The sequence below is a fragment of the Occallatibacter sp. genome (genome assembly GCF_036502485.1).
Taxonomy (GTDB): Bacteria; Acidobacteriota; Terriglobia; order Terriglobales; family Acidobacteriaceae; genus Telmatobacter.
The window spans coordinates 46186-70994 of the sequence record NZ_DASXYM010000127.1 but is presented as its reverse complement, the minus strand read 5'-3'; the positions used below and the strand labels follow the sequence as shown (position 1 = coordinate 70994).

The window sequence follows — 24809 nt, the reverse complement described above, 5'->3', positions numbered from 1 at the left end:
TTGTTGAGGTGGCGGAGGTCTTCGGCTTCGACGACGAATTCAACGGCGGCTTCGCCGTCTTTGTCGTGCTTGGTGTCGACGCCGCGAATGTTGGTGTCGTCGTCGGAGATGACGGCAGTGAGTTCCTTCAGCATGCCGGCGCGGTCGTCGCAGAACACAGTGATCTTGACCGGGTAGCGCTGCTGGCGGCCGGGTAGCGCGTCGCCTACGCGAGACCACTCGACGGCGATGCGGCGGTCGCTCTCATAGAGCAGATTCTGCACGTTGGGACAACTGCGGGCGTGGACCGCTACGCCTTTGCCGCGGGTGACGTAGCCCACGATCTCTTCGCCGCGGATGGGATTGCAACATCGCGCGCGATAGACGAGGAGGTCGTTCTGGCCCTCGACCTGGAGGGAGTCGGAGCCGGTGAGGTGGAGTTTGCGGACGGCCTCGGACATGGAGCCGTCGCCGGGCTGTGGTTCGGCTGAAACGTCTTCGCCGGGCTGATGAACCATGCCGGGCGCCAGCTTGGCGAGCACCTGATGCGCGGAATGCTTGCCTTGACCGAGGGTAGCGAGCAGATCGGCTGCTGTAGCAACGCCATATTCATTGGCGATACGGCCGAGGTCCTGATCATCGATCTGGTTAAGCGGGACCTTGTAGCGCCGAGCTTCCTTCTCGAGCAGCTTGCGGCCGATTTCGACAGCGCGGCGGCGGGAGTCTTCGTTGAGCCAGTGCTTGATCTTGTTTCGAGCGCGCGGGCTTTTGACGAAGCTGAGCCAGTCGCGACTGGGCTTGTGGTCTTTCTGCGTGATGATCTCGACGATGTCGCCGGTACGCAGCTTGGTGCGGAGCGGCACCATGCGGCTGTTGAGCTTGGCGCCTACGCAGGTGTGGCCTACTTCGGTGTGAATGGTGTAGGCGAAGTCAACGGGCGTGCCGTCGGCCGGGACGACAACGACTTTCCCCTTGGGCGTGAAGGTATAGACCTCATCGGGATAGAGATCCATCTTCAGGCTGGAGAGGAACTCATTGGGATCCGTCATCTCCTTCTGCCACTCGACGAGCTGGCGGATCCAGTTGAGTCGCTCTTCGTCTCGCGCAGTGACGGCGTCGCCGGACTTGTACTTCCAATGCGCGGCGATACCTTCTTCGGCGATGCGGTGCATCTCCTCGGTGCGGATCTGGACTTCGAACTGGTGTCCCCCTTCGCCGATGATGGTGGTGTGCAGGGACTGGTAGCGGTTGGCGCGGGGGATGGCGATGAAGTCCTTGATGCGGCCGGGAACGGGACGCCACAGCGAGTGGATGAGGCCGAACACCGCGTAGCAGGAGCCGACGTCCTGGGTGATGACGCGAACCGCGAGGAAATCGTAGACCTGCTCGAAGGAGCTCTTATTGCGCTGGATCTTCTGGAAGATGGAGTAGAGGCGTTTGATGCGCCATTCCACGCGGGCTTCGACATTGTTCTCGCGGAGCTGCTCGGCGAGAGCATCTTCTACGCCGCGAAGGAATTGCTCGCCTTCGAGGCGCCGGGCCTCCACGGCCTCGGACATCTTTTCGTAGCTGACGGGGTCAGTGTAGCGAAAGGCAAGGTCTTCGAGCTCGCCGCGCACTTTGCCCATGCCGAGGCGATGAGCCAGGGGCGCATAGATGTCCATTGTCTCGCGGGCAATGGCCTCCTGGCGGTCGGGTTTCAGGTGCTCGAGAGTGCGCATGTTGTGAAGGCGATCCGCCAGCTTGATCAGCACCACACGGACGTCTGTGACCATGGCGAGGAGCATCTTGCGGACGTTCTCGGCCTGGCGGTCTTCACGATTGGCGAACTGGATTTTGTCGATTTTGGTGACGCCCTCGACGATGTGGGCGACCTGGTCGCCGAACTCGGTGGCGATGCCCTCGCTGGTGGCGGGCGTATCTTCGACTGCGTCGTGCAGCAGGCCGGCGGCGATCGCCGTTGCGTCGAGCTTCATCTCGACCAGGACTTCAGCCACTTCCAACGGATGGATGATGTACGGTTCACCGGAAGCGCGCATCTGGCCGGCGTGGTGCTCCACGCAGAATTTCCAGGCTTTGCGGATGAGGGAAACGTCTTCATTGGGACGGTTCGCCAACACCTGACGAACAAACCGCTCAAAGCGCTGGTCGATATCGGACTGGGTGAGGAGGGGGCGTGGTTTGGCGGCAGAAGTCCGGAGTTCGGGGCGCACCTCCGGGGTGCTCTCGACTACAGGTACAGAGGGGTCGGGTATGGTCTGCCGGACCGTCGCCATACTTCATTATAGGCTGAGCGTGTTTCAGACGCATCTCAGGACCATCTTGGCCGCGGAGACAACCAGCCGGCTTGCCAACAGGCACCCGGGGTCAAAGCCTCCAATTCCACCGGAGAATGGGCCTTATGCCATTAAATCGTACCGTTCCCGGCATGGGTTCGTCGGTGCGCGCCGGCGCACTTGAATGTGTCCGCAATCACAGCCCAGGCACCCGAAACGGGGCGTAGAGTACCGTGCGGACTACGGCTGGCCCAGAGTCCGTTCTGTATTCGGATCCCGCAGGCGTGCGGCTTCACTGCCGGAAACACCCGCCACTGGGATCTACGCGGGACGCGCTCACCTGGCCAAGCTCCAATGTCCAGAACTGAGGAACTTATGTTGAAGCGCTTTATGTTTACGGCAGCGGCGGCCACACTTCTCCTGACCGCGGGCTACGCCAATGAATCCAAAGGTAGTAAGATCATCGTTCCCGTGGGGAAGGTAAACCCCACGAACGGCAAACTGATGTACAGCAGCTATTGCGCGCCCTGCCACGGGGCCGATGGCCGAGGCAACGGACCGGTGGCGGGTGCTTTGAAGGCGCCCCCGACCGATTTGACCACCCTGGCGAAGGCGCACAAGGGGAAATACCCGGACACGCACGTGGTGTCTGTGCTGCAGTTCGGCTCGACCACTGCCGCGCACGGCTCGGCGCAGATGCCGGTGTGGGGTCCGCTGCTTGGTAAGATAAGCAACGTCAGCAGCCAGGAGGCGCAGCTCAGAGTCAGCAACCTGAGCCGTTACCTGGAGAGTATTCAGGCCAAATGACGGCCGGCGGCTGCTTTGCTCCGGCGGGTTTTTGAGGAGCGTATGGCGAAGCCGCAGAAGAACTCTAACCAGAAACAGAAGGCGCCCAAGGCAGAGCGTGCCGGGGCGCCTTCCAATCCGCAAACCACAGAGAGCCATAGAAAAACGGGGTCTGCCGACGTGTCCCGCAGGGACGGCAGGGTCTCGGCTCCGCCTGCGGAAAGAAGGACCCCCGGAGCGCGCATCAGCCGCAGGGCCGCGGACCGGCTGCGCAGCGGACATGTGTGGGTGTACGCCTCCGACATCGAGAATCTGGAGACGGGAAACAGCGAAGCGCCCGCACTGCTGCCGGTGGCAGACAATCGCGGCCTGCTGCTGGGAACGGCGCTCTACAGTCCGTCTTCGCAGATCGCGCTGCGGATGGTGTCGCATGAGGCGATCGACGAGAGGCAATGGCTGAAGTTGCTTGAAGGCCGCCTGCGTCGTTCCATCGAGCGAAGGATCACGCGGCTCGAGCCGCTCGACTCCAATACCGATTCCTGCCGCCTGGTTTTCAGCGAGGCCGACGAATTGCCCGGGCTGGTTGCCGACAAATACGGGGATCTGGTTGTCTTGCAACTGCTCGCAAAGGGTCTGGATTCGCAAGATGTGCGCTCTGCCTGCGTGCGGGTCTTCCGCGAGCTCGTCGCGCCGGCCGCCATTGTTGAGCGCCCCGACCCGCGCGTACGGGAACTCGAAGGGCTCTCCGCGCCCGCTGCCGCGCCTCTTTGGACCCGGGATCAGGAGTCTTTGCAGACGAGCACGGTCTTTCGTCTGAACGGCCTCAAGTTTCACTATGATGCCAATGCCGGCCAGAAGACCGGCGCGTTTCTCGACCAGCGCCTCAATTATGCCGCGGCAAAGGAGTGGGCCGGGCGGCTGGCGCCGGGAGGCAGGGCCCTTGATGTTTGTACGTATCAGGGTGGATTTGCTCTGCACCTTGCGCAGACCTGCCGTGAAGTCACCGGAATCGATGCTTCGAGAGCGTCTCTCGAAGTTGCGGAGCGCAACTTCGAAGCGAATCGCGCGCAGCTGACCGGTGCAGTGGACTGGGTCGAGGCGGATGCGTTCGCGGTGCTGCGCGACTGGTCCGATGCGAAGCAGAGCTTTGACGCGATCGTGCTCGATCCGCCGGCGTTTGCGAAGAGCAAGCGGGCGGTGGAAGGCGCGCTGCGGGGGTATAAGGAACTGAACCTGCGCGCGTTGAAGATGCTTCGTCCGGGAGGGCTGCTGGTGACGTGTTCGTGCTCGCATCATGTGGGCTGGAGCGACCTGGAGGGGGCGGTGGCGTCCGCGGCCGGTGATGCGCATCGGCGGGTGCGGATTCTGGAGAGGCGGGGTGCGGCGCTCGATCATCCCGTGGTGCTGAATCTGCCGGAGAGCGAGTATTTGAAGTGCCTGGTGCTGGAAGTGGATTAGAGTCCCGCCGCACCGTCGCTGCGGCGTCTCCATGCGAACAGGCGGGTTAAGGGGCGCTTCAGGGGCGGGGCAGCCTCGGCCTGACGCAGTTCGGCGATGGTCTGCTTTACCTGTGCGCGCAGAGACTCCACTTCAAATGCGCAGGAACGCAGATAGGCCGATAGGGTCAATCCCGCCTCGGCCGCGCGGTGGCGTAATTGTTCATCTTCGGCTCGCGTGAGGCGGACGGTGATGCTCGCCAGCTTGCGCGGTGCGACTGACTGCGCGGGAGCCGAAGGATTGCCGGCAGGCAGGGCAGCCGTGTTGATGGCAGGTGGCGAGGTCTGCGGGAGAACCTCAACGATGCGCGGCAACTCCGCGGCGGGGGGGAAGGTGGGCCGATAGCGCGCGTGTGTTTTCAAAGCGCTTTCATAGCTGAGGGTGGCGATGTCGTCGGCGAGGCCGTCGAGGTCGCGTGCGGGAGGGAATTTTTTTTCAGGAGCGGCGAGTTCAGCCAGCAGGCCCGCAAAGCTTCGGTCTTTGGGGGAGGGCTGCGCCTGTGCGGAGGCTGACATGAATTCGAGCGTACGGCGGGGGGCCCGCAACTTCAGCAGAAGAACGGCTCAGCCCGGCCACGAAATTCCCAGTCTGGAACGATGGCGTTGCTTTTCCGTTTTGGAATTCCGGGGCCGGCTGCGGTTGGCGGCGCTTGAGGGCCTATGCCAGGTAAGAGGGCGCCGCGTTGGGATCCGGCAATACGCGACCGGGAAGACGCAGCAATTGGGAGACGTCTTCGGCGGGCAGGGGTTTGGCGAACAGGAATCCCTGGCCATAGCGGCAGCCCATCTGCCGGAGCAAGGTGTACTGCTCGCGGGTTTCGATGCCTTCGGCGACGACGTCCATGTTCAGCACGCGCGCCAGTTCGATGATGGTGCGGACGATCTGCAGGGGCTGGTCGCCGTCGGTCATACGGCCGATGAAGGAGCGGTCGATTTTGAGCACATCGAACGGGAAGGAGTGCAGGTTCGAGAGGGAGCTGTAGCCGGTGCCGAAATCGTCCATGGAAAGCGAGATGCCGAGGGTATGCAGGCCGGCGAGCACTTCAAGGGCGGTGTGCACGTTGGGGATGAGGCTGGACTCGGTCATCTCGAGGCCGAGCTGCCGGCTGGACGTGCCGGACTGCTGCAGCAGGGAGTCGACGTGATCGGCCAGGCCTTCGCGCAGGAACTGGCGCGCGGAAAGGTTGACTGCCACCCGGAGGGAGGCGTGACGGGGGTCTTCTTCGCGCCATAGCCGGATTTGGGAGCAGGCCTCGGCGAGGCCCCAGTCGCCGATGGGGAGGATCATTCCGGTTTCTTCAGCGGCGGGGATGAAGTCCATAGGGGGGATGAGCCCGCGTTCGGGGTGACGCCAGCGGATGAGGGCCTCAAGACCGACGATGCGGCGGGAAGCGAGGTCGACCTCCGGCTGGTAGTGGAGGACGAATTCGCGCCGTTCGAGAGCCCGGCGCAGATCGGCGCCGCGGGGCCAGTTCGCTGTGGATTTGCGGGCTGCCTCGGCGCGCCTGGTCTGCTGGCGCGCGGTGATGCGTTTCAGTCGTTGCAGTTCCACCTGTGCAGAGGCCATCTCGGCCATGTTTTCGAGGGTCTGCAGCTCCGAAGGGGAGAGGGCTCTGCCCGCCTGCCGGCAGAGGATGGTGAGCGAACCGAGCACCAGGCCATCCTGGGAGCGTACCGGAACGATGGCGGCCGAGGCGAAGTCCCGGACCGGCACATGCCGCCAGCACCCATGCGAATCAGCCCACTCGGTAAGATTTGGAATCTGGCAGGCAGCATCGTGCGCGAGGGCCAGTTCAAACAAGGAGCCCTGCCTGGGTACTTCGCGCAGGACCTCGCCCCAGTGGCTTTTGACCCAGAAGCGTGTCTCGTCGGCAAAGCCGATCAGAGCGGCGTCGGCGTGGAAGTGTTTGGCCGCGAGGCGGGTAATGGCATCGAACGCGGAGTCAGGCGGAGTATCGAGAATGCCTGTCGCGTATAGAGCGGCCAGTCGCGCGCTCTCCTGCTCAAACATGACTTCGCTCGGCAATGTCTCCTGAATCATCCCTTTCGACCCCTCCACCGGGACGGCGCAACTATGGCCCGGAACCCGCAGGACTATGCATTTACGAGGAAGTTATCGGAGGGAAAAGGGGATTCGTTAGGTTACGGCGGAACAGCCTACCTTGGTAACTTGCGCCTCTGTTCCGATTTTGAGCCTGGCCCGCTTGCGCCTTAGTCACGGCGCGCGCATGAGTTCGATGCGAGACAGGCGCATGGGTGGTGACGTTTGCTCGACAGTTGCGGGAGTCCTGAGGGCTCAAACAACCTTCGCAAACGGCTGTGCCTCCGAAGGGAGCAGAGCCCCCGGCGCCGCAAGTGGCGCGGGCGGCAGGTTTGGCGGCGGCAGAGCGCGCCGCAGCCTGGGAGTAGAGGTCATCTGGTGGGCTCCGCAGGGATGCATTCTCGCCCGTCTCTTAGTCTGCATGGCGCCGACCCGCAGGTGGGCGCCCGGGTCCGGCAGATGGGAAGCGCGCACGTCTATATCGTGATCCGAGTGAATGAGGAACGCCGACTGGTTGACCTTCTTCTGCTGACGGGAGTTCCGCGGATCAAGTTGCACATTCCGTTTGAGTGCGTGCGGGAACTCGGCAGGCACGGGCCGGTCTTCGCGCCGCAACGCCAGGATCTATTTCGCAGGCCCACGTGAGGCCTTCGCGGGCCCGGTCTCTGTCCATAGGAAGGCGAGCTGGTCGGCATCGTCCTGGATTTGCTGTTCTACGCTGACGCCCTCGGAGTGGCCACCCTTCACGCTGTAATGCAGGAGGATGGGCCGGCCGCTTGACGAGGCGGCCTGCATCAACGGAGTCATTTTGCGCGCGTGCAGAGGATCGACGCGGGTGTCGTTGTCGCCGGTAAAGAACATGATGGCGGGATAAGCCGTGCCCTGCTTCACGTTCTGGTAAGGCGAGTACTTCAGCAGATAGAAGAACTGCTTGTCATCTTCAGCGGAACCGTATTCGGTGGTCCACTGCGGACCCTGCTCGAACTTCTGGTAGCGCAGCATGTCAAGCAGCGGATAGCCGCACCAGATGGCAGAGAAGAGCTCGGGATGCTGCGTCATGGAGGCACCCATGAGGAGGCCGCCGTTGGAGCGGCCAGTGATAGCGAAGTGCTCGGCCGAGGTGTATTTGTTGTCGATCAGGTCGTGTGCCGCGGCAAACCAATCGTCGAAGACGTTCTGCTTCTTTTCAAACATGGCCTGCTGGTGCCATTTTTCGCCGTACTCTCCGCCGCCGCGGAGGTTGGGCTGGGCGAACCAGCCGCCCTGCAGCATCCACCAGGCCCACGCGGGGTTCCAGCGCGGGGGCATGCTGAGATTGAATCCGCCGTAGCCGGTCATGAGCAGGCGCTCGCTGCCGTCCTGCTTCAGGGCTTTTTTACCGGCGATGAACATGGGGATCCTGGTGCGGTCTTTGGACTGGTAGAAGACCTGTTTGAGCTGGTAGTCGGCGGTGTTGAAGGGAACCTTGGGCTGCGCGAAGAGCTCGCGCTTGCCGGTCGTGGTGTCGAGGCGGTAGAGCGTGGGCGGCTGGATGAATGACTCGAAGCTGAAGAAGCCGTAGCGCTCGCCGGGATGGCCCTGGATGGAGGAGGCTGAGCCGATTACCTCGAAATCGATGGTGCCGGCGGGCTTGCCGGCGAAGGTGTAGGCGGTGATCTCGGTCTTCACGTCTTTGAGGCGCTTGACGTAGATTTTGCTGCCGATGATGGAGAAGTCGTCGATGACGTCAGAGCCTTCAGGGACGATCTTTGTCCATACGTCGGGCATGATGCCGCCGAGGTCAGCTTTGAGAATGCAGCCGTTGGGCGCGTGGTAGTCGGTTTTGACGTACCAGGCGTTGCCGGCGTGAATAGCGGAGAAGCGGTTGTCGATGCCCCACACGATGAGATCGAACGGCGCATCTTTTTTGGTGAGGTCGCGGTAGACGATGTCGACGCGTTTAGCGGGGACGCCGCGGTTGATAGTGATGACGAGATAGCGCCAATCTTCCGTGACGCTGGCGGTGAACAAATCGATGGGCCCGAGCGCCTCGCCGCGGAATTCATTGCCGAAGATCAGCGCGTCTTTTGAGGGGCGCGTGCCGATCTGGTGCTCGTACAGGAGCGTGCCTTTGCGCGTCTGCCTGCAGTAGAAGATGCTTTTGCCGTCAGGCGTGAAGCTGATGGAGCGATAGAGCGCGGCGGGCAGTTCGTCTTCAAGGGTCTTCTTCTGTTTCAGGTCGTAGACGTGGAGCACGGTCTCGTCGGCGCCGCCCGCGCGCTCGCCGAAGGCGATCATGGAGGCGTCACGGGAGACGGCCGCGAGGGTGAGCGAGGTGTTGGGATCGCGGCTGAGCTGCGCGGGGTCGATGAGGCGCTCGTCTTTGCCGGCCCAAGTGTGGCGCACGTAGATGGACGACTGATCTTCGCCGGCGATGCGCTTGAGGAAGAAGAGGCTGCCGTTGCGCTCGACGGGCAGCGACCAGCGGGAGACGTGCTCCAGGCCGTCGAGGTCGTCGAGCAACTGGGTGCGGATCTTCGCCTGCTTGAGGTAGCGCTGGGTGTAGACGTTCTGCTCGTCGATGAACTGGCGGGTTTCGGGACTCTTTGCATCTTCGAGCCAGCGGTAGTCGTCCGTGATTTTGGTGCCGAAGTAAGTGTCGACTACTGGCTGTTTGGCGACTTCAGGAGGCGGCGGGAGGGTGATGCCGTCGCGTCCGTGGATGGCCTGGGCGTGAGTGAGAGCGGCGCACTGGAGAGTGGCGCACGCAACCAGTGCCACGATGAGAAGACGCCTCATGAGTTCCCCCGGGGACAGGATACGCGAGGGGGCGGCGCCGGCGATGCATGCGGCTTGCATATGGCCTTGAATCGGGCGTTGTAAGGGGCGGACCTCGAAATCTCCATGCAGGATCCATCCCTGTCCATTGATCGCGTCTTTCGGAACCCCAACATGCCCGAGAACAACCGCAGTCGGGCATGGAACGGAGTTCCACCCGAAACGATGAAAATGCAACAGCGGGTCCTTCGCGATGCTCAGGATGACAAGGTGAGGGGCTGCCGTATTATTTTCGCGACAGGTCCTTCTGCTACACGTCAGGATGACAGCTTGCTACGCGGAAGGATGACAGCTTGCTACGCGGAAGGATGACAGCGCATTTTGGGGATGGCGCAGGTTTCATGCTGAAGGGTTACTTCGCCGGATTCACCGTCAGGATGATGCGGCGGTAGGAAGTGAGACGCGGCGATCCATTGTCAGTGACGGCGAGGATGATGTGCATGACGCCTTCTCCCTTGCAAGGGATGAGCGGCAGCCAGGGAGCGCGGCAGGGCGAATTCACGGTCACTTTGGCGACGGGGCCATCCTCTCCGGCGAGGGATACGTCGGCGCCGCGGAAGCCCATCAGGCCGGCTTCCGGGTAGAGGAACCAGTGGTACTGAAGCGATTGGCCGTCGGGGTCGCGGCTGCCCGCCGCATCCAGCGTGATTGTCTGGCCGGCCGTGGCCTCGACTTCAACGGGGCCGGCGCCGGGGTTGCGATTTACCACGACCTGAGGATTGTGATTGGCGTGGGCGAAGTCGTTGGTGGTCCAATCCATGCGCGCGGCGAAGTCGTTCTGGAACGCTTCGCGCCAGCGCCAGATGGTCGCCTGGTCGGAGACGTGCGTGCGGCCGTCGGCACCCGTCACCGTATCCTGTGAATTGGCGCGCATGAACTCGTCGCCGCCCTGCGACCAGATGGGATGGGTTTCGCCGTACGGCTGCAGGTAGACGTAGCGGCCGCCCCAGCCGCCCCAGTCAGGGCGACGGTACGCATTCAGGCCGTTGTCAATGAGCGGGAGAAAGCTGGGCGTGTCGCCCTCCATGATGAACATGAACTTGGGATACACCTTACCCATAGAGCCTTTCGAGCGGATGTTCTTGTCGAGCCATTGGTTGGTCACGGTGGTGTTGTCGGCGCCCTCGCCGTTGCGGTAGTAGACGTCGCCGCTGATGCCTGTCCACGTGGCGGCATAGTAGTTGTCGGAGTTCGCACGACTGGGGGAAACGATGTAGAAGAGGCCGGGGAACTGGCTGCGAATCCAGGGACCGGCATCGTCCTGATCGGATACGGAGTACACCCGCACCTGGGCGATCAACTTGTTCAACTCGTCGGGTGATCTCTCCGCGCGCAGATCGAGGAGGGTCTGGGCGAGGGTGTTGGCGCCGCCCCAGATGCAGATCCAGAGAGGCCGCGGGTCGTCGCGTTCGATCGCCTGAGCAAGCGCTTTAGAGCCAGCAGAACTCTTTCCTGCGCCGGTAGCCGCCAAGCCGTAAGCCGGTTGGCCGGTGACGACACGCTGATCGAGTTCCTCCGCTGTGGGCCAGCCCTTGGCGTGCAGCAGCAGATTGGTCCTGACCTCGCTGTAGGAGTGGATGAGCGTGTGCATGGTGTCAGCGTGGGTGGCGGTTTTTTGCCAGGTGGAAGTGGCTGCGATCAACGCCTCGATGTCGAACTGATTGGAGTAGAGAAGCAGCCGCACCAGGGACATCTGATCGTCGGGCTCGTTGCCGATGTCGCTGATGATGGCGACGCGCGGTTTGCCCGTGAATGTATCCACGAGTTGCGGGGCTGCCGGCATCTGCGCAATCAGTGCCGGGGAGAAGATGGCCTGCCCGGCAAGCAGCAGGAGCGACACCGAGAGCATGCGGGTAATCTTCCGGCGGCGCAGGAAGCCGCGAGCGCGCGGCGGACAGCGGGCGGCGGACAGACCAGGGCAGGAATCTACAGTACTTACCATTGCACACGATGCTAACCCGGCCAATCGCAACTCGCCACGGGCTTTGCGCGTGCCTGGGGCGCGCTTGAGGGACTGGCAACTTTTGTAGTTCCCCGCCCGGCGGGTTCAGGGGACAATCGGCTGGCCGGGGTGCGCGCTGACGGCTGTTCCGGCGGGGCGAGCGGCAACGCTATGACGTTGAAAGTCCCTGAAACCGATACGGGAGCGAAGGCCTCCCGTGAACCTGACGGGACCGCTGCGGCGCCCGATCAGATGCCGAACCAGCGCATTCCGTTCCGCGAGCAGCTTCAGGTTCCCAAGCCCGAACATAAATCCGGACTGCGCCGCTGGATGGCGAGCGGCGAGCCTCTGGAAGAGCACGCCGGCAAGAATATGCACCGGCATCCGTGGTGGAAGGTGATCTGGCTGACGGGGGTGGATTATTTCTCCACGCTGGGTTATCAGCCGGGGATTGCCCTGCTTGCGGCGGGAGTGGTGGCGCCGATCGCCACCGTGATCCTGGTGCTGGTTACGCTGCTGGGCGCGCTGCCGGTTTACTTCCAGGTGTCAGGGAGAAGCTTTGCCGGGCAGGGTTCGATTGCCATGCTTGAGAATCTGCTGCCGCGCTGGAAGGGGAAGATGCTGGTGCTGGTGCTGCTCGGATTTGCGGCTACGGATTTCATCATCACCATGACACTTTCAGCCGCAGATGCTGCCAAACATGCGATCGAGAATCCGTTCCTGCACAGCTATCTGGGGGGGCATCAGGTTCTGGTCACGTTGCTGTTTTTGACGCTGCTCACGGTTCTGTTCCTCAGGGGCTTCAACGAAGCCATTGGGCTGGCTACGTTCGCCACCATACCTTACCTGCTGCTCAATCTGGTGGTGCTGGGGCGCGGTGCATGGGAGGTCTTCACGCATCCCACGCTTCTGCCGGCGTGGAGGACAATGTTGTCGGCCAAGGGCGACTTCTCGCTGGTGATTGTGGGCGCGCTCATCGTGTTTCCAAAACTTGCGCTGGGGCTGAGCGGATTCGAAACCGGCGTGACGGTAATGCCGCTGATCGACGGAGGAGCCGCGGACCAGGACTACACGCCGCGCAGCGGTCGTCGGCCGGAAGGCAGGATCGCCAACACGCGCAAGCTCCTGGTCGTGGCGGCTTCGATCATGAGCGTGCTGCTGATTCTGTCGAGCTTTGTGACTACGCTGCTCATCAGCCCGGCAGACTACAGCCTTGAAGGCAAGGCCAGCGGACGCGCGCTTGCGTTTCTCGCGCACAAGTACATTGGGCCGGGCTTTGGGACGGTTTACGACGTTTCCACGATCGTCATCCTGGGGCTGGCGGGCGCTTCAGCCATGGCAGGACTGTTGCACCTGGTGCCGCGGTACCTGCCGCGTTTTGGCATGGCGCCACGCTGGGCGGGCCTGGCGCGGCCCCTTGTGCTGGTGCTCTTCGCGATCAACATCATCATCACGCTGGTATTTCGCGCCGATGTGGAGAAGCAGAGCGGCGCGTATGCGACCGGCGTGCTGGTGCTGATTCTGTCGGCTGCATTCGCGGCCACGCTGGCTTCATGGCACGAGCGGCGATGGTTTCTGGCCTGCTACTCAGGGATGATCTGCCTGGTCTTTCTCTATACGCTTGGGGATAACTGCCTGGAGCGGCCGGACGGGCTGATTATCGGCGCCATTCTCACGCTGCTGCTGATGCTGGCCAGCGGACTGAGCCGGTCATTGCGCTCGGTCGAGTTGCGCATCAGCGAGGGCTACTTCGCCGACCAGGAGAGCTGGCGGCTGGGTCCGGAGCTGCGCGGCAAGAAGTTGCACCTTGTTCCGATCAAGAGCTCCAGTGTCGAAGCCCGCAACAAGAAGCGCGAGGAGATTGCCCAGCACTACAATGTGCACGGGCCATTCGCGTTCGTGCACGTGAACCTGCTGGATAACTGCAGCGAGTTCTCAGCCCCGCTCGAAGTGAAGATCCGGTGCGAAGGCAGCGACTATTACGGCGAAGTCTATGGTGCGATCGCTATCGCCAATTCTCTGGCATTCGTAAGCGAATGCATCGATCCGATCTCGGTGTTCATCGGGCTGACTCGCCGCGATTTGATGACGCAGGCACTGCGCTACATTCTGTTCGGCGAAGGCGAGACCGGGCTGATGTTCTATACGATTCTTCTGCGGTTCTGGGATGCCACGCCGGAAGAGGATATTCGCCCGCTGATCTTTCTGATGAGCGACTGAAAAGATCAGGCCAGCGTGAGTCGCGGGTGCCTGGACGCCGCTTTCCCGTTGCCATGCGAACTCCGCGCAGTGCGACGGCTGCCGGAGTTCGCATGACGAGGCTTCTGTGATCAGCGGCCCGCTGGAGCCTGCCCGAACCCACGCACCATGCAGTGGATCAGTTCGTCGATCTGTGCGGGTTTGAGCTGGTTGCTGAAGGCAGGCATCCCGTGGTCTGTGCCATTCCTGAGCGCCTCAATGAGCGCGGCATCGGTGCGGCTCGCCTGCCACGCGGCATCGGTAAAGTCCGGCGAGCGCCCACCGGCGGAGCCCTTGCCATTGGGCCCGTGGCACTGCGCGCATCGCTGGACGAAGAGGGTTTTGGTTTCGCCGCACTCCGGCACGTAGGTGGCCACCGCGGCAGCAGCATGGGACACGACCGGTGCGCTCGATGCCGCGGGGCCCTGCACAACGTTGGTGCGAACAGCCGGCGCCCCTGCCTTGCGCAATGCGAAGGCGTACACCACGCCATCATGTGTGGTTACAAAAACTTTGCCATCGGCGACCGCCAGGCCGGAGAAATGTGTCCACCCGCTGATGGCATCGCCGCTTGACCACAACTGCTTGCCGGTGGCCGCGTCGAGTGCATACAGGATGGCATGGCCTGCGGCGCGCGCTTCGCGGCCTACAAGAAGCTGGTTGATGTCGCCATTGTTGACCTGGCGCGTGTCTTCGCCGGTTCCCAGCACGAACACGAGTCCGCCCGCAATGGCGGCGGGATCCGGCACGGTGATGTTTTGCGAGATCCACGCGGGGGTGAGCGAAAGCTTGTGATCAGCGCCGGCTGACACCTTGAACGCCATCAGGCTGCCATCGTTGGCCGGTCCATACGACAGCGGGAATTGCGCATCCCTGGTGGGCGAGCCCCACGAAGGGACGTAAAGCCACCGCTGCCCTGCGCTGTCGCGATAAGAACTCATGGCGCCCCAGATGCCGTTGCGCTCGAAAGTCTGCGCGGCGTTGGTATAGCGCGGCGAGATGAAGGCGGTGGTGTGATGGTCAGGGCCGGACATGGCGGAGGTGTCGGTCAGGTAGATTGCGCCTTCCTTGCCGCCCACCGCGGTGTATGCATGCGATCCCATTCGAAACACGATGGGTGTGGAGGTGCCCATGTCCAGGTCGCGCCGGGTGAGATACTGCCAGTCCGCGGGCGTGTAGTAGCCGGCCAGTTGGAGGGTGCGGGGCGCGAGGCGAAACACCGTGTCGCCGAATTCGTTCGCGGGGGGATCGAAGGGGGCATCGCCGGTCACACCGTAGATGTTGTCGTCGAACCCAACGGAGAGGCCTCCGCGGCCCCACACGCCGGCGCCGTTGGCAGCCGTGTAAAAGCGGGTGACGGGCCGGCCCGGGGCATCGGGATCCATGGCAGCGGCGCCGGACTGGGCCTTGGCGCAGCCCTGCGAGATGGACGTGTACACCACGCCGCCGACATAGTTGAGGCTCCACATCTTCGAGTAGGCGGGGACAAACTGCGCGGGGGGTTGCGCGTCCTGCCCGTCAGTCAGGTTCAGGATGTGCAGCACGCCGTCGCTGGACACCACAAAGACGCGCGCCTTGCCGGGATCGATGACGGGTGTGGCGTTCAGGGCGTTGGGACAGAGCCAGTCGCCGTTGCCGGGGCGCGGCTCGCGGAGCTTGAAGTCGACCTTCCAAGCGAGTTCGCCGGTCTCGGCGTCAAGGGCCCAGATGTGGTCAGAGCTGCCCGCGACAAGGACGAGGTTCTTCTCGCCGTGCGCAGACTTCACTCCGCGTACGACCAGCGGTGCGGTCAGGCCGGCCATGGAGAGCGGCTGATTGGGGACGGTGGTCTTCCACTCGAGGCCCATGGCCGCGACATTGGCCGGCGAGAACGCATGCTCTTCCTCGGTATAGCCGGAGCGCTGCGGGTCATGCCCGAAGGTGGTCCACTGGCCCATCTGGGCAAGCGCTACCGCGCCGAGGGAAACAACGGAAGTAGAAATGGCGAGGAGAATTTTTCGCACTGGCGCTCCTGATTCGTTGCCGGTTGGTTGCTGACTGCCGCAGCATTGCACTCGCCGGAGCCGAGATCATCCGAGCGGCCCAGGCATGCGCCCGGCAGGCTTTGACAAGGGAAGCGGCGGGCAATTTCCGGGTGGTGCGTTGAAAGGTTTCAACCGGCTGGCACGAATCCTACCGACGCCCCGCTCCGGCTGTCAACGTCCGCCCGCGCGCGGCCGCGTTTGTTTGCGATCTCTCCGGGAACTCGGAGGCAATCACCTCGCCGCCCTGGGACGTTAGAATGCAGAGTGATTCGAACCTCCACGACAGAACTCACCAGATCAGGCAGAGATCGAACTATGGGGATGATTGCACAGGTGCGATATGCCGCGGCCGCGTGTACGCTGGCTGCCTCACTGAGCCATGGGCAGGCGCAAAAAGCAACGGAGACGCCGGCCACCGCGACGGTTTCCGCCGATCGTTGCGACCTGCACAACCAGCACCTGACTGCGGGGTTCGTCACCACGGGCGGGCATGTGAGCGGCTTTCTGATCACCGATCGCATGCACCACATGGCCCTCCCGATCTCGCAACCATTTGCCATTCTGCTGAAGAGCGGCGGCAACTATCGCGCGTCGGATGTGGTGCTGTCGGGGCCGGTGTCACAGCACGAGCTCACGGCTCGTCCGGCAGCATCGCGGATGGCGGACCGTATTCGCGGCGAGCAGATCGAGGTTCCGCTGGAGACAGCCGATCACGCACTGCGCCTCACGTGGTCACTGATCCTGCGCGACGGCTCATCTTATATACGCGAAGCTCTCAGCATTGCGGCGGTCGATCAGGATGCCGAGATCAGCCGCGTGCAGTTGATTGACCTGCCGCTGGCGGGCGCCCAGGTAAGCGGCTCGGTGCAGGGATCGCCGATCGTCGCGGGCAACATCTTCGCGGGATTCGAGCACCCCATCGCGCGCAGCAAAGCCACGGCGGGGCGCGCCACCGCCTGGATCGATCGCGAGTTGCCTCTCAAGGCGGGGCAGTCCGTCACTTACTCGGCCGTGATCGGCGTGGCGCGCGAGGGGCAGATGCGCCGGGATTTCCTCGACTATATCGAACGCGAGCGGGCGCATCCCTATCGTACTTTTCTGCATTACAACTCGTGGTTCGACCTCGGCTTCGGCAACGACTTCAATGCCGACGGCGCGCTGGACCGGGTCAACGCCTTTGGCCGTGAGCTCAAGCAGAAGCGCGGCGTCACGCTGGACTCCTATCTATTCGACGATGGGTGGGACGATCACAACGCGCTGTGGAAGTTCAATGCCGGATTTCCGCAGGGGTTTGCACCGGTGAAGCAGGCCGCCGAGCAATACGGCGCCGAGCCGGGGGTCTGGATGTCTCCCTGGGGCGGTTACGGCAAGGCCAAGCGGGAGCGCATCGCTTTCGGCAAGTCGCAGGGTTACGAGATTGTCGCGGGCGGGTATGCGCTCTCCGGCCCCAGGTATTATGCGGCCTTTCGCGATGTGGCGCTGGATATGATGCGCACCTACGGAGTGAACCAGTTCAAGTTCGACGGCACCGGGAACGTGGACTCTGTATTTCCCGGCAGCCAGTTCGACAGCGATTTTTCCGCGGCCATCCACCTGATTGACGAGCTGCGTGCGGCCAAGCCGGACGTGTTTATCAACCTGACCACGGGCACCTGGCCATCGCCGTTCTGGCTGCTTTATGCCGACTCCACATGGCGCGGCGGGGAGGACGACGATGCGACCGGGGTGGGGCCTTATCGGGAGCGCTGGATCACGTATCGGGACGCGCAGACTTATCAGAATATTGTGCAGGCGGGGCCGCTTTATCCGCTGAACTCGCTCATGCTGCACGGCATCATCTACGCGAAGCAGCATCCGCATCTCAATGTCGATCCTGACAACCGCTTCCGCAATGAAGTGCGCTCGTACTTTGGCACCGGCACGCAGTTGCAGGAGATGTACATTACGCCCTCGCTGCTTTCGGATCAAAACTGGGACGATCTGGCGGAGGCCGCCAAGTGGTCGCGCGATCACCAGGACATTCTCAAAGACACGCACTGGGTGGGCGGCAATCCGCAATGGCTGGAGGTCTATGGGTGGGCCGCATGGGACTGGGGCAAAGGGACGCTGGTCCTGCGCAATCCCAGCGACAAGCCTCAAAGCATTAAGCTGAAGCTGGCAGATGTGTTTGAAATGCCGCCCGGGGAAAGGCAGAGCTGGACAGCGAAGAGCCCATGGAAGAGCGACGCCCGCAAGCCTGCTCTGGACCTGAACGCGCAGCAAGGGCATGAGTTTCACCTGGAGCCATTCGAGGTGCTGACCCTGGATGTAACCCGGCGTTGATGCCGCGGATCACCACACGACGCAACAAGAGCAGACGCGAAACGCATCACATACACGTCACGATTAAGGAAAGGAAACGATGCAAGCACCCACTCTTCTTGTGATGGCGGCCGGCATGGGCAGCCGCTACGGTGGACTCAAGCAGATCGATCCCGTTGGCCCGGCGGGCGAAACCATCATTGACTACTCGATTTATGACGCCATGCGAGCCGGATTCGGCAAACTGGTGTTCGTCATCCGCAAGGACATTGAAGAGCCTTTCAAGCAGACTGTCGGCTCGCGTTTCGACAAGCGCATCCATGTGGAATACGCCTTCCAGGAGCTCGACAAGTTGCCTGCCGGCTTCAGCGTTCCGGAAGGCCGCACGAAGCCCTGGGGCACCACCCAGGCGGTGCTCATGGCTGAGGATGTTATTCAGGAGCCCTTCGGCGTGATCAATGCCGACGACTTTTATGGCGGGGAGAGCTATGGGGTGCTGGCGGAGCACCTGAAGTCCGGCTCGCCCGACTACGCGATGGTCGGGTTCATCCTGCGCAATACGCTGTCGGACTTTGGTTCGGTGGCGCGGGGCGTGTGCCGTGTGAGCTCGGACAATTACCTGCAGCGCATCGAGGAGCTCACCAGCATTGAGCGCGACGGCGAGGGCGGCAGGAACACGGCGCCCGATGGAACGGTGACCAGGCTCAGTGGCGACGAACCCGTCTCAATGAACTACTGGGGATTTACCCCGCAGATCTTCCCGCAGATCCGCGAGGTGTTCCAGCGCTTCCTTGAGAAGAACACAGGGGAACTGAAGGCGGAGAGCTACATTCCCATGGCAGTGGGCGAACTCGTATCCGACGGCGAGGCGCGGGTGAAGGTTCTGCAGTCACGCGATCAATGGTTCGGCGTCACGTATCGCGAAGACCGCCCTCGGGTGGTAGACAGCATCCGTGCGCTGGTGGATGCGGGCAAGTATCCGAATCCACTGTGGTCATGAGCTCCGGGGCGAGTGAAGACTCAGCAGTTTCAGAAGCGATTGCGACTGTGGTTCGCCAGTTCGAGATAGCTGGCGAACCGCGCAGCGCCGAGCCGTTCGGCAAGGGTCTCATTCACCGCTCGTACCTGATCAGGCTGGACACGGGAGCGCGCTTCCTTCTGCAGCGCATCAACACACGGGTTTTCTCGCGACCGGTCGAACTGATGGAGAACATCGACCGGGTCACCGGGCACTTGTCGCGGATGGCCGCGGAAACCGGCGGCCAGGCTCTGCAACTCGTTTCCGCAACCGGCGGCGGCTCATGGAGTGTCGATGATGAAGGCACCTACTGGCGGCTCTACCACTACATCGACAAGACTCGCACGGTGGAGCAGATCGAGTCGGCCGAACAGTGCTTCACAGTCGCCCGAGCGTTCGGCGACTTTCAGCGCCTGCTCACTTCCCTGCCTCCTCCGCGGCTGCACGACACGATTCCAGGGTTTCACGACACGCCCAGCCGGATTGCAGCCCTGGATCGCGCCATTGCCGCCGACGCTGCCGGCCGCGTCCGACCAGCGGGGGCGGAAATCGATTTCGTCGAGGCGCGGCTGCCCCTCGCCCGCGTCCTGCTGGACCGCGGGATGCCGGAGCGCGTCACCCATAACGACACTAAGATCAACAATGTCCTTCTGGATGCGCGAACCGGAAACCCGGTCTGCGTGATCGATCTGGACACCGTCATGCCGGGTCTGGCGGTCTATGACTTCGGCGACATGGTTCGGACTGCGACCTGCCCGGCCGCTGAAGACGAGCAGGACCTCAGCAAGGTGCATGCCCGGTTCGACCACTTCGAGGCGCTCGCCCGCGGGTATCTGGCCGGAGCGGGCGGCTTCCTGACCGGCGAGGAGAAGCTCTCCCTGACGGCCGCGGGCAAGCTCATCACGTTCGAGCAGGGCGTCCGGTTCCTTACCGACTATCTTTCGGGGGACACCTATTACCCTGTGAGCCGGCCCACGCATAACCTGGACCGTACGCGAACCCAGTTCCGCCTGCTCGAATCGATCGAGGCCCAGGAGCGTCTAATGGTACAGGTAGTACGTTCACTCACATAACGTGAGTGTCCGACTCACCTGCGGCAAACGACGTCCGCTGCGACATAAAATGGGAATACGGGCTGTCCTCCGCGCACGCGGAAGGAGCGATGCCCGGCGAAAACGGGAGTTTACAGATGCCTTTGATGAAGACTTCGAATCCGGCCCTTGGTGAAAACACGTTTCGTAACGTGGGCGGCGGCTACGGCGGCGGGCTGATTGATGCCGCTGCGCGGATGACCCTGAGCGGCACGGTCAACAAGACCGGGGTGCTGCTGGTGCTCACCTTTGCCACGGCGGCATGGACGTGGTTCAAGTACCTGTCGTACGGCTCCCCGGCGGCAGTGGGCGGGCTCATGGCCATTGGCGGCATTGGCGGATTCATCTGCGCCATGGTGACGATCTTCAAGAAGGAGTGGGCGCCGGTGTCTGCGCCGATCTACGCTCTGCTGGAGGGGCTGCTGCTGGGCGGAATTTCCGCCATGTTCGATCAGCGCTATCCGGGCCTCGCCATTCAGGCGGTGGGTCTCACGTTCGGCACGCTGTTCGCATTGCTTTTCCTCTACAGCACGCGCATTATCCGCGTGACGCAGAAGTTTGCGCTTGGCATCGTGGCTGCGACGGGCGGCATCATGCTGCTTTATCTGGCGCAGATGGTTCTGGGCTTCTTCCACGTGCAGTTTTTGTCCAGCGTCAACGGCTCCGGGCCGATCGGCATTGTGTTCAGCCTGATTGTGGTCGCCATTGCCGCGCTGAACCTGGTGCTCGACTTCGATTTCATCGAGCGGGGCGTCAACTATGGAGCTCCCAAGTACATGGAGTGGTATGGCGCGTTCGGCATCATGGTCACGCTGATCTGGCTGTATCTCGAGATCCTGCGCCTGCTGGCCAAGACGCGCAGCCGCGACTAGCGGCAGCGCCGCCTAACAGCAAGGCCCGCTGTCAAGCGATCGCGGGCTTTGCTGTTTCAGGGCGGCAATGGGAGGCGAGACCTGGCCGAACGAGGCCGGTCATCGCGTAGCGCTGTGGCTCATCCGAGGGATCAACGAGTGCGTTTCCGTATAAGCGAATGCCCGCCATCGCTGCGCGATAGCGGGCATTCGACCTGTCTCCCCGGCGGCCCCAGACAGCCGGCTCGGAGACATCTTGTTACCGCGGGCTGACAGTCAGGTGTCCTCCGCGGGGGCGCCAGGCTGCTCGAAGCGACCGTCACGCCTCCGGGTCGGCAGCGGTCGCGTAAGCGCCGGCAGCATCGTTGGCTGCGTTCTTACACTCTGGATTGAGCACGTATCATGCCAGATGGTAAAAACACGAGAAATGACTGCCGGTGAAGGAGTTAGCCCCCGGTGCTATCGAGGGCGGCGCAAGGGAATAATGTCGCCCATCGGGCAAAACTTACCTGCGAACCAGCCCAACGACGGCGCGCAAGCTATGGTTTGTATCCCGCTCCGCGCAGGACCTTGCCCGGAAGGGCGCCCGTCATTTTGCCATCCGCGATAACCGGAACCCCGTTCACCAAGACGTATTCCATTCCCTCGGAGAGTTGGTTGGGCTGCTCGAAGGTGGCGAGGTCACGGATGGTAGCCGGATTGAAGATCACGATATCGGCGGCCATGCCCGCCTTCAGCACACCGCGATCGTTGAAGTGCAGGCGCTGCGCCGGCAGAGCGGCGAACTTGCGGATGGCATCTTCGAGTGTAAGTGCGTGCTCCTCACGAACATACTTTCGCAGGATGCGTGGGAATGTTCCGTAGGCCCGCGGGTGCGGATGCTCGGCGCCCAGGAGACCGTCGGGGGAGGTGCCCTGAGAGTCGTTGTCGACTGAAACCCACGGCTGCTTAAGGGCGAGAACCACGTCCGGCTCCGACATGGCGAAGACAGCTACCTCGGTGAACGCCTTGTCCTTGATGAGAATGTCGCAGAGCGCATCCATGGCGTCCTCGTGCCACAGGGTGGCCACATCGGAGAGTCGCTTGCCTTGCAAGGGGACTAGTTCGGGATTCTGCACCACCGCGATCTGAATCGCCTCCGGACCGGGGATTTCCTGCCACTCGTTGTCCCAATCGCCTTTGGGGTCGAGCATGTCTTTGCGGATGCGGGCGCGCGTGGCGGGATCTTTCAGGCGCTCCACCAGTTTGGCGTCGCCGCCATCGTGCGCCCAGGGAGGGACGAACGCGGAGAACGTGTTGAACCAGGCGGTGTAAGCGTAGGTGTTGGCGGAAACGTCGACCCCGGCATCACGGGCTGCCTGAATCTGCGCGACGATCTGCGGCATTTTGCCCCAGTTATTTTTACCGGCCACTTTCAGGTGCCAGATCTCGACGGGGATGTGGCCTTCGCGGCCAATGCGGATGGCTTCGTCAATCGCGGCGGGCTCGGCATCGCCTTCGCTCCGCATGTGGGTCGCGTACACGCCGCCGTACTTGCCTGCGGTGGAGGCGAGCGCGATCAGCTCTTCTGTCCTGGCGTAAGGCGCGGGGGCATACTGCAGCGAGGTGGACACGCCGACGGCTCCATCGCGCATTCCCTGCTCGACGAGCGACTGCATCTGCGCGAGCTGGGCCGGCGTGGGCTGGACATCCTCGTCGCCCAGAACCATGCGGCGGACGCTGGTAGCGCCTACGTAGCTGGCCAGATTAATGCCCATGCGCTGCTTTTCCAGCCGCGCGAAGTACTCACGGAACGTAGTCCAGTCAGGCGTGATCTTCAGGTGCTCGTAGCTGGCTCGGTCAGCCTCAATCATCTGCGGGTTGAGCGGGGCAGCAGAGCCACCTTCCCCCGTGACCTCGGTGGTGATGCCCTGAAAGATCTTCGAAGGCAGGCGCGGATCGACCAGGATGGTCAGCTCGGACTGGCCGAGCATGTCGATGAATCCGGGGGCGACGACCTGGCCGTGCGCATCGATGGTCCGGGTGCGCGGCGCGTCCTCAAGACTCCCGATGGCCACGATGCGGCCGTTGCGGATCCCGATCTGGCCGGAGTACCAGGGGGATCCGGTGCCGTCGATGATGTGGCCGTTGGCGATGACGAGGTCGTAGGGCTGTGTTGATTGCGAGGGCAGCGCCAGCGGCAGTGCGAAGAGTGAGGCGGCGAGGGTGAGTGCGCGCATGTGTCTCATAAGCATTGAATTGGTGATCGACGGCGTGGGTGCATCGTAACACGCCCGCGCCTGCGGCACGCGCTTTGATATCGAATCACAAAGCGAACGGATTGTGGAGAGTACGCATCTCACTCAGCGTTGAGTAGTGCACAGGGCGAGGTGAAGAGATGAAGTGGCTATCAGAGGACTTTCAGAATCTGCGCGATCTTTGGGTGAACCAGCTTCGGGTGCTGCTTTCAGCCGAGGAGCAGATTGTGCGGACGCTGCCCACTATGATCACGCATGCCAACGATGAGCAATTGCGGCAGGCCTTCCAGTCGCATCTTCAGGAGACAGAAGAGCACATCAAGCGGCTGGAGGAGATCCTGGCTGAACAGAAGCGCAGTGACGCGGGCCTGGACAATACAAGCCCTGCGAAGTGCAAGACGATTGCTGCGATGAAGACCGAGGCTGAAGATCTTTTCGTAGATGCCCGCGATGCCTGGGTGCGGGACGCGGCGCTGATCGCCGCAGCCCAGCGCGTGGAGCACTTCGAGATTGCCTCCTATGGAACGGTGCGGCAATGGGCAACGCTGCTGGGCGAGACCCGCGCGGCCGAGTTGCTGGACCAGACCGCCAAGGAAGAAGGGCACGCTGATCACCTGCTGACGGAGATCTCGGTTCGGGTGAATCCGAAAGCTAAAGCGGCCTGAGGGGCCAGTGAGTCCTACCTCATCCTGAACGTGAATGCCTTGTTCAGGATGGGGTACTTGTGTCTGTGCAGGGGCAACTTCACACAAAAGCTGGGAATCTGACTGAAAGAAAAGGAGGTTCGAGGGTGGCGCGTCCGTTCTGGTCAGGACAGATACAGATTTCGCTGGTCAAGTTCGGCGTGAGGCTGTTCCCCGCCGTGGAGGCCAAGAGCGAGATTCATTTTCACCAGATCAGCAAGAAGTCTGGCGAACGCGTGCGGCACCAGAAGGTTTCAGGCAGCGCTTCCGGCGAGGAGGAAACGGTTGAGAAGGATGATGTGGTCAAGGGCTACGAATACCGCAAGGGGGAATACATCCAGATCGACCCCAAGGAGATTGCCAAACTGCGGATTCCCTCACGCCGCACGCTGGAGTTGCAGCAGTTTGTAGATATGAAGGAACTTTCGCCGGAGTACTTTGAAAAGCCGTACTTCGTCACGCCGGACGGAGACTCGCAGTCTGAAGCGTTTGCCGTGGTGCGCAAAGCGCTGCTGGATACGCACAAGGTGGGGCTGGGCAAGATTGCGATGAGCGGCCGCGAACACGTGATGGCGATCAGCGCACCGGAGGATGAGTCGTTACCCGGGCTGATGGCCTACGCGCTGCGGTATGAAGAGGAGTTGCGCAAGCCGAAGGGTTACTTCGCAGACATCAAGACGCCGACGGTGGATCAAGAATCGCTGGACCTTGCGAAGGAACTTATCAAGCGCAAGAGCGGCAAGTTCGCGCCCGAGAAATTCAAGGATGAATATGAGACAGCGCTGCGCGAGATGATTGAAGCCAAGATGAAGAACGAGCCTTTACCGAAGGAAGAGAAACCGGGGCCGCGCGGCAAGGTGGTGAACCTGATGGATGCGCTGCGGGCCAGCATCGGAAGCGGCGAGAAGAAGCCGGCGGCGCACGCGACCTCTCATAAGAGAACGAAGGGGTCGGTAACGGAAATGCCGCGCCGGACGAGTCGAGGGGAAAAAGGAAATCACGAAAAGCGACGGAAGTCTGCTTAGGCGA

Annotated in this window: 17 protein-coding genes; 10 read left to right on the top strand and 7 right to left on the bottom strand. The window is 62.5% G+C overall.

What is annotated here, in order from left to right:
• A partial coding sequence (locus tag VGL22_RS16655; RefSeq protein WP_465268067.1) for a RelA/SpoT family protein occupies positions 1-2255 on the bottom strand: 2255 nt, incomplete at its 3' end.
• A 375-nt stretch (positions 2256-2630) separates the two neighbouring features.
• Between VGL22_RS16655 and VGL22_RS16650 the strand changes: the two genes are divergently transcribed.
• Together VGL22_RS16650 and VGL22_RS16645 are read left to right on the top strand one after the other, a co-directional pair.
• Positions 2631-3062: a c-type cytochrome gene (locus VGL22_RS16650; RefSeq protein ID WP_465268066.1), complete on the top strand. Its 432-nt coding sequence runs from the start codon at positions 2631-2633 to the stop codon at positions 3060-3062.
• 42 nt (positions 3063-3104) lie between these two features.
• On the top strand, positions 3105-4499 hold the full coding sequence (locus VGL22_RS16645) for a class I SAM-dependent rRNA methyltransferase (protein WP_465268065.1): 1395 nt from the start codon (positions 3105-3107) through the stop codon (positions 4497-4499).
• On the opposite strand, the gene VGL22_RS16640 is transcribed toward VGL22_RS16645, so the two are convergent.
• Together VGL22_RS16640 and VGL22_RS16635 are read right to left on the bottom strand one after the other, a co-directional pair.
• Entirely contained in the window at positions 4496-5053 is a 558-nt protein-coding gene (locus VGL22_RS16640; protein WP_465268064.1) for a plasmid mobilization protein, read from the bottom strand. The two genes, VGL22_RS16645 and VGL22_RS16640, sit on opposite strands and share 4 nt — an antisense overlap.
• Positions 5054-5195: 142 nt before the next feature.
• Entirely contained in the window at positions 5196-6578 is a 1383-nt protein-coding gene (locus tag VGL22_RS16635) for a bifunctional diguanylate cyclase/phosphodiesterase (RefSeq protein ID WP_465268063.1), read from the bottom strand.
• A 393-nt stretch (positions 6579-6971) separates the two neighbouring features.
• Between VGL22_RS16635 and VGL22_RS16630 the strand changes: the two genes are divergently transcribed.
• The gene (locus VGL22_RS16630; RefSeq protein WP_465268062.1) at positions 6972-7223 is read left to right on the top strand and encodes a hypothetical protein; all 252 of its coding nucleotides are present in this window, start codon (positions 6972-6974) and stop codon (positions 7221-7223) included.
• On the opposite strand, the gene VGL22_RS16625 is transcribed toward VGL22_RS16630, so the two are convergent.
• Together VGL22_RS16625 and VGL22_RS16620 are read right to left on the bottom strand one after the other, a co-directional pair.
• Positions 7203-9356, bottom strand: a complete 2154-nt coding sequence (locus tag VGL22_RS16625) for a prolyl oligopeptidase family serine peptidase (RefSeq protein ID WP_465268061.1) — start codon at positions 9354-9356, stop codon at positions 7203-7205. The genes VGL22_RS16630 and VGL22_RS16625 overlap by 21 nt on opposite strands.
• A gap of 391 nt (positions 9357-9747) precedes the next feature.
• Positions 9748-11244 carry a DUF1593 domain-containing protein gene (locus VGL22_RS16620; RefSeq protein WP_465268060.1) on the bottom strand — a complete coding sequence of 499 codons (1497 nt, stop codon included), beginning with the start codon at positions 11242-11244 and terminating at the stop codon, positions 9748-9750.
• Between the two features lie 264 nt (positions 11245-11508).
• On the opposite strand from VGL22_RS16620, the gene VGL22_RS16615 reads away from it, so the two are divergent.
• Positions 11509-13557 carry an APC family permease gene (locus VGL22_RS16615; RefSeq protein WP_465268059.1) on the top strand — a complete coding sequence of 683 codons (2049 nt, stop codon included), beginning with the start codon at positions 11509-11511 and terminating at the stop codon, positions 13555-13557.
• A 110-nt stretch (positions 13558-13667) separates the two neighbouring features.
• Here the strand turns inward: VGL22_RS16615 and VGL22_RS16610 are convergent, their stop codons facing one another.
• Positions 13668-15578, bottom strand: a complete 1911-nt coding sequence (locus VGL22_RS16610; protein ID WP_465268058.1) for an outer membrane protein assembly factor BamB family protein — start codon at positions 15576-15578, stop codon at positions 13668-13670.
• Between the two features lie 336 nt (positions 15579-15914).
• Between VGL22_RS16610 and VGL22_RS16605 the strand changes: the two genes are divergently transcribed.
• The 4 genes from VGL22_RS16605 (at position 15915) to VGL22_RS16590 (ending at position 20881) form a co-directional block, all read left to right on the top strand.
• Positions 15915-17921, top strand: coding sequence for an alpha-galactosidase (locus VGL22_RS16605; RefSeq protein ID WP_465268057.1), 2007 nt, complete (start codon positions 15915-15917; stop codon positions 17919-17921).
• A gap of 79 nt (positions 17922-18000) precedes the next feature.
• Complete coding sequence (locus tag VGL22_RS16600) at positions 18001-18900, top strand: nucleotidyltransferase family protein (protein ID WP_465268056.1); 900 nt, start codon at positions 18001-18003, stop codon at positions 18898-18900.
• Between the two features lie 47 nt (positions 18901-18947).
• The gene (locus tag VGL22_RS16595; protein WP_465268055.1) at positions 18948-19991 is read left to right on the top strand and encodes a phosphotransferase enzyme family protein; all 1044 of its coding nucleotides are present in this window, start codon (positions 18948-18950) and stop codon (positions 19989-19991) included.
• A 116-nt stretch (positions 19992-20107) separates the two neighbouring features.
• Entirely contained in the window at positions 20108-20881 is a 774-nt protein-coding gene (locus VGL22_RS16590; RefSeq protein WP_465268054.1) for a Bax inhibitor-1/YccA family protein, read from the top strand.
• Between the two features lie 518 nt (positions 20882-21399).
• Here the strand turns inward: VGL22_RS16590 and VGL22_RS16585 are convergent.
• Positions 21400-23079: an N-acyl-D-amino-acid deacylase family protein gene (locus VGL22_RS16585; protein WP_465268053.1), complete on the bottom strand. Its 1680-nt coding sequence runs from the start codon at positions 23077-23079 to the stop codon at positions 21400-21402.
• A 158-nt stretch (positions 23080-23237) separates the two neighbouring features.
• Here VGL22_RS16585 and VGL22_RS16580 point away from each other — a divergent pair, with 158 nt between their 5' ends.
• Both VGL22_RS16580 and ku read left to right on the top strand, forming a co-directional pair.
• Positions 23238-23762, top strand: a complete 525-nt coding sequence (locus tag VGL22_RS16580; protein WP_465268052.1) for a YciE/YciF ferroxidase family protein — start codon at positions 23238-23240, stop codon at positions 23760-23762.
• A gap of 125 nt (positions 23763-23887) precedes the next feature.
• A complete protein-coding gene (ku, locus tag VGL22_RS16575) occupies positions 23888-24805 on the top strand; it encodes a non-homologous end joining protein Ku (RefSeq protein WP_465268051.1) in 918 nt (305 codons plus the stop codon).
• Positions 24806-24809: the final 4 nt, after the last annotated feature.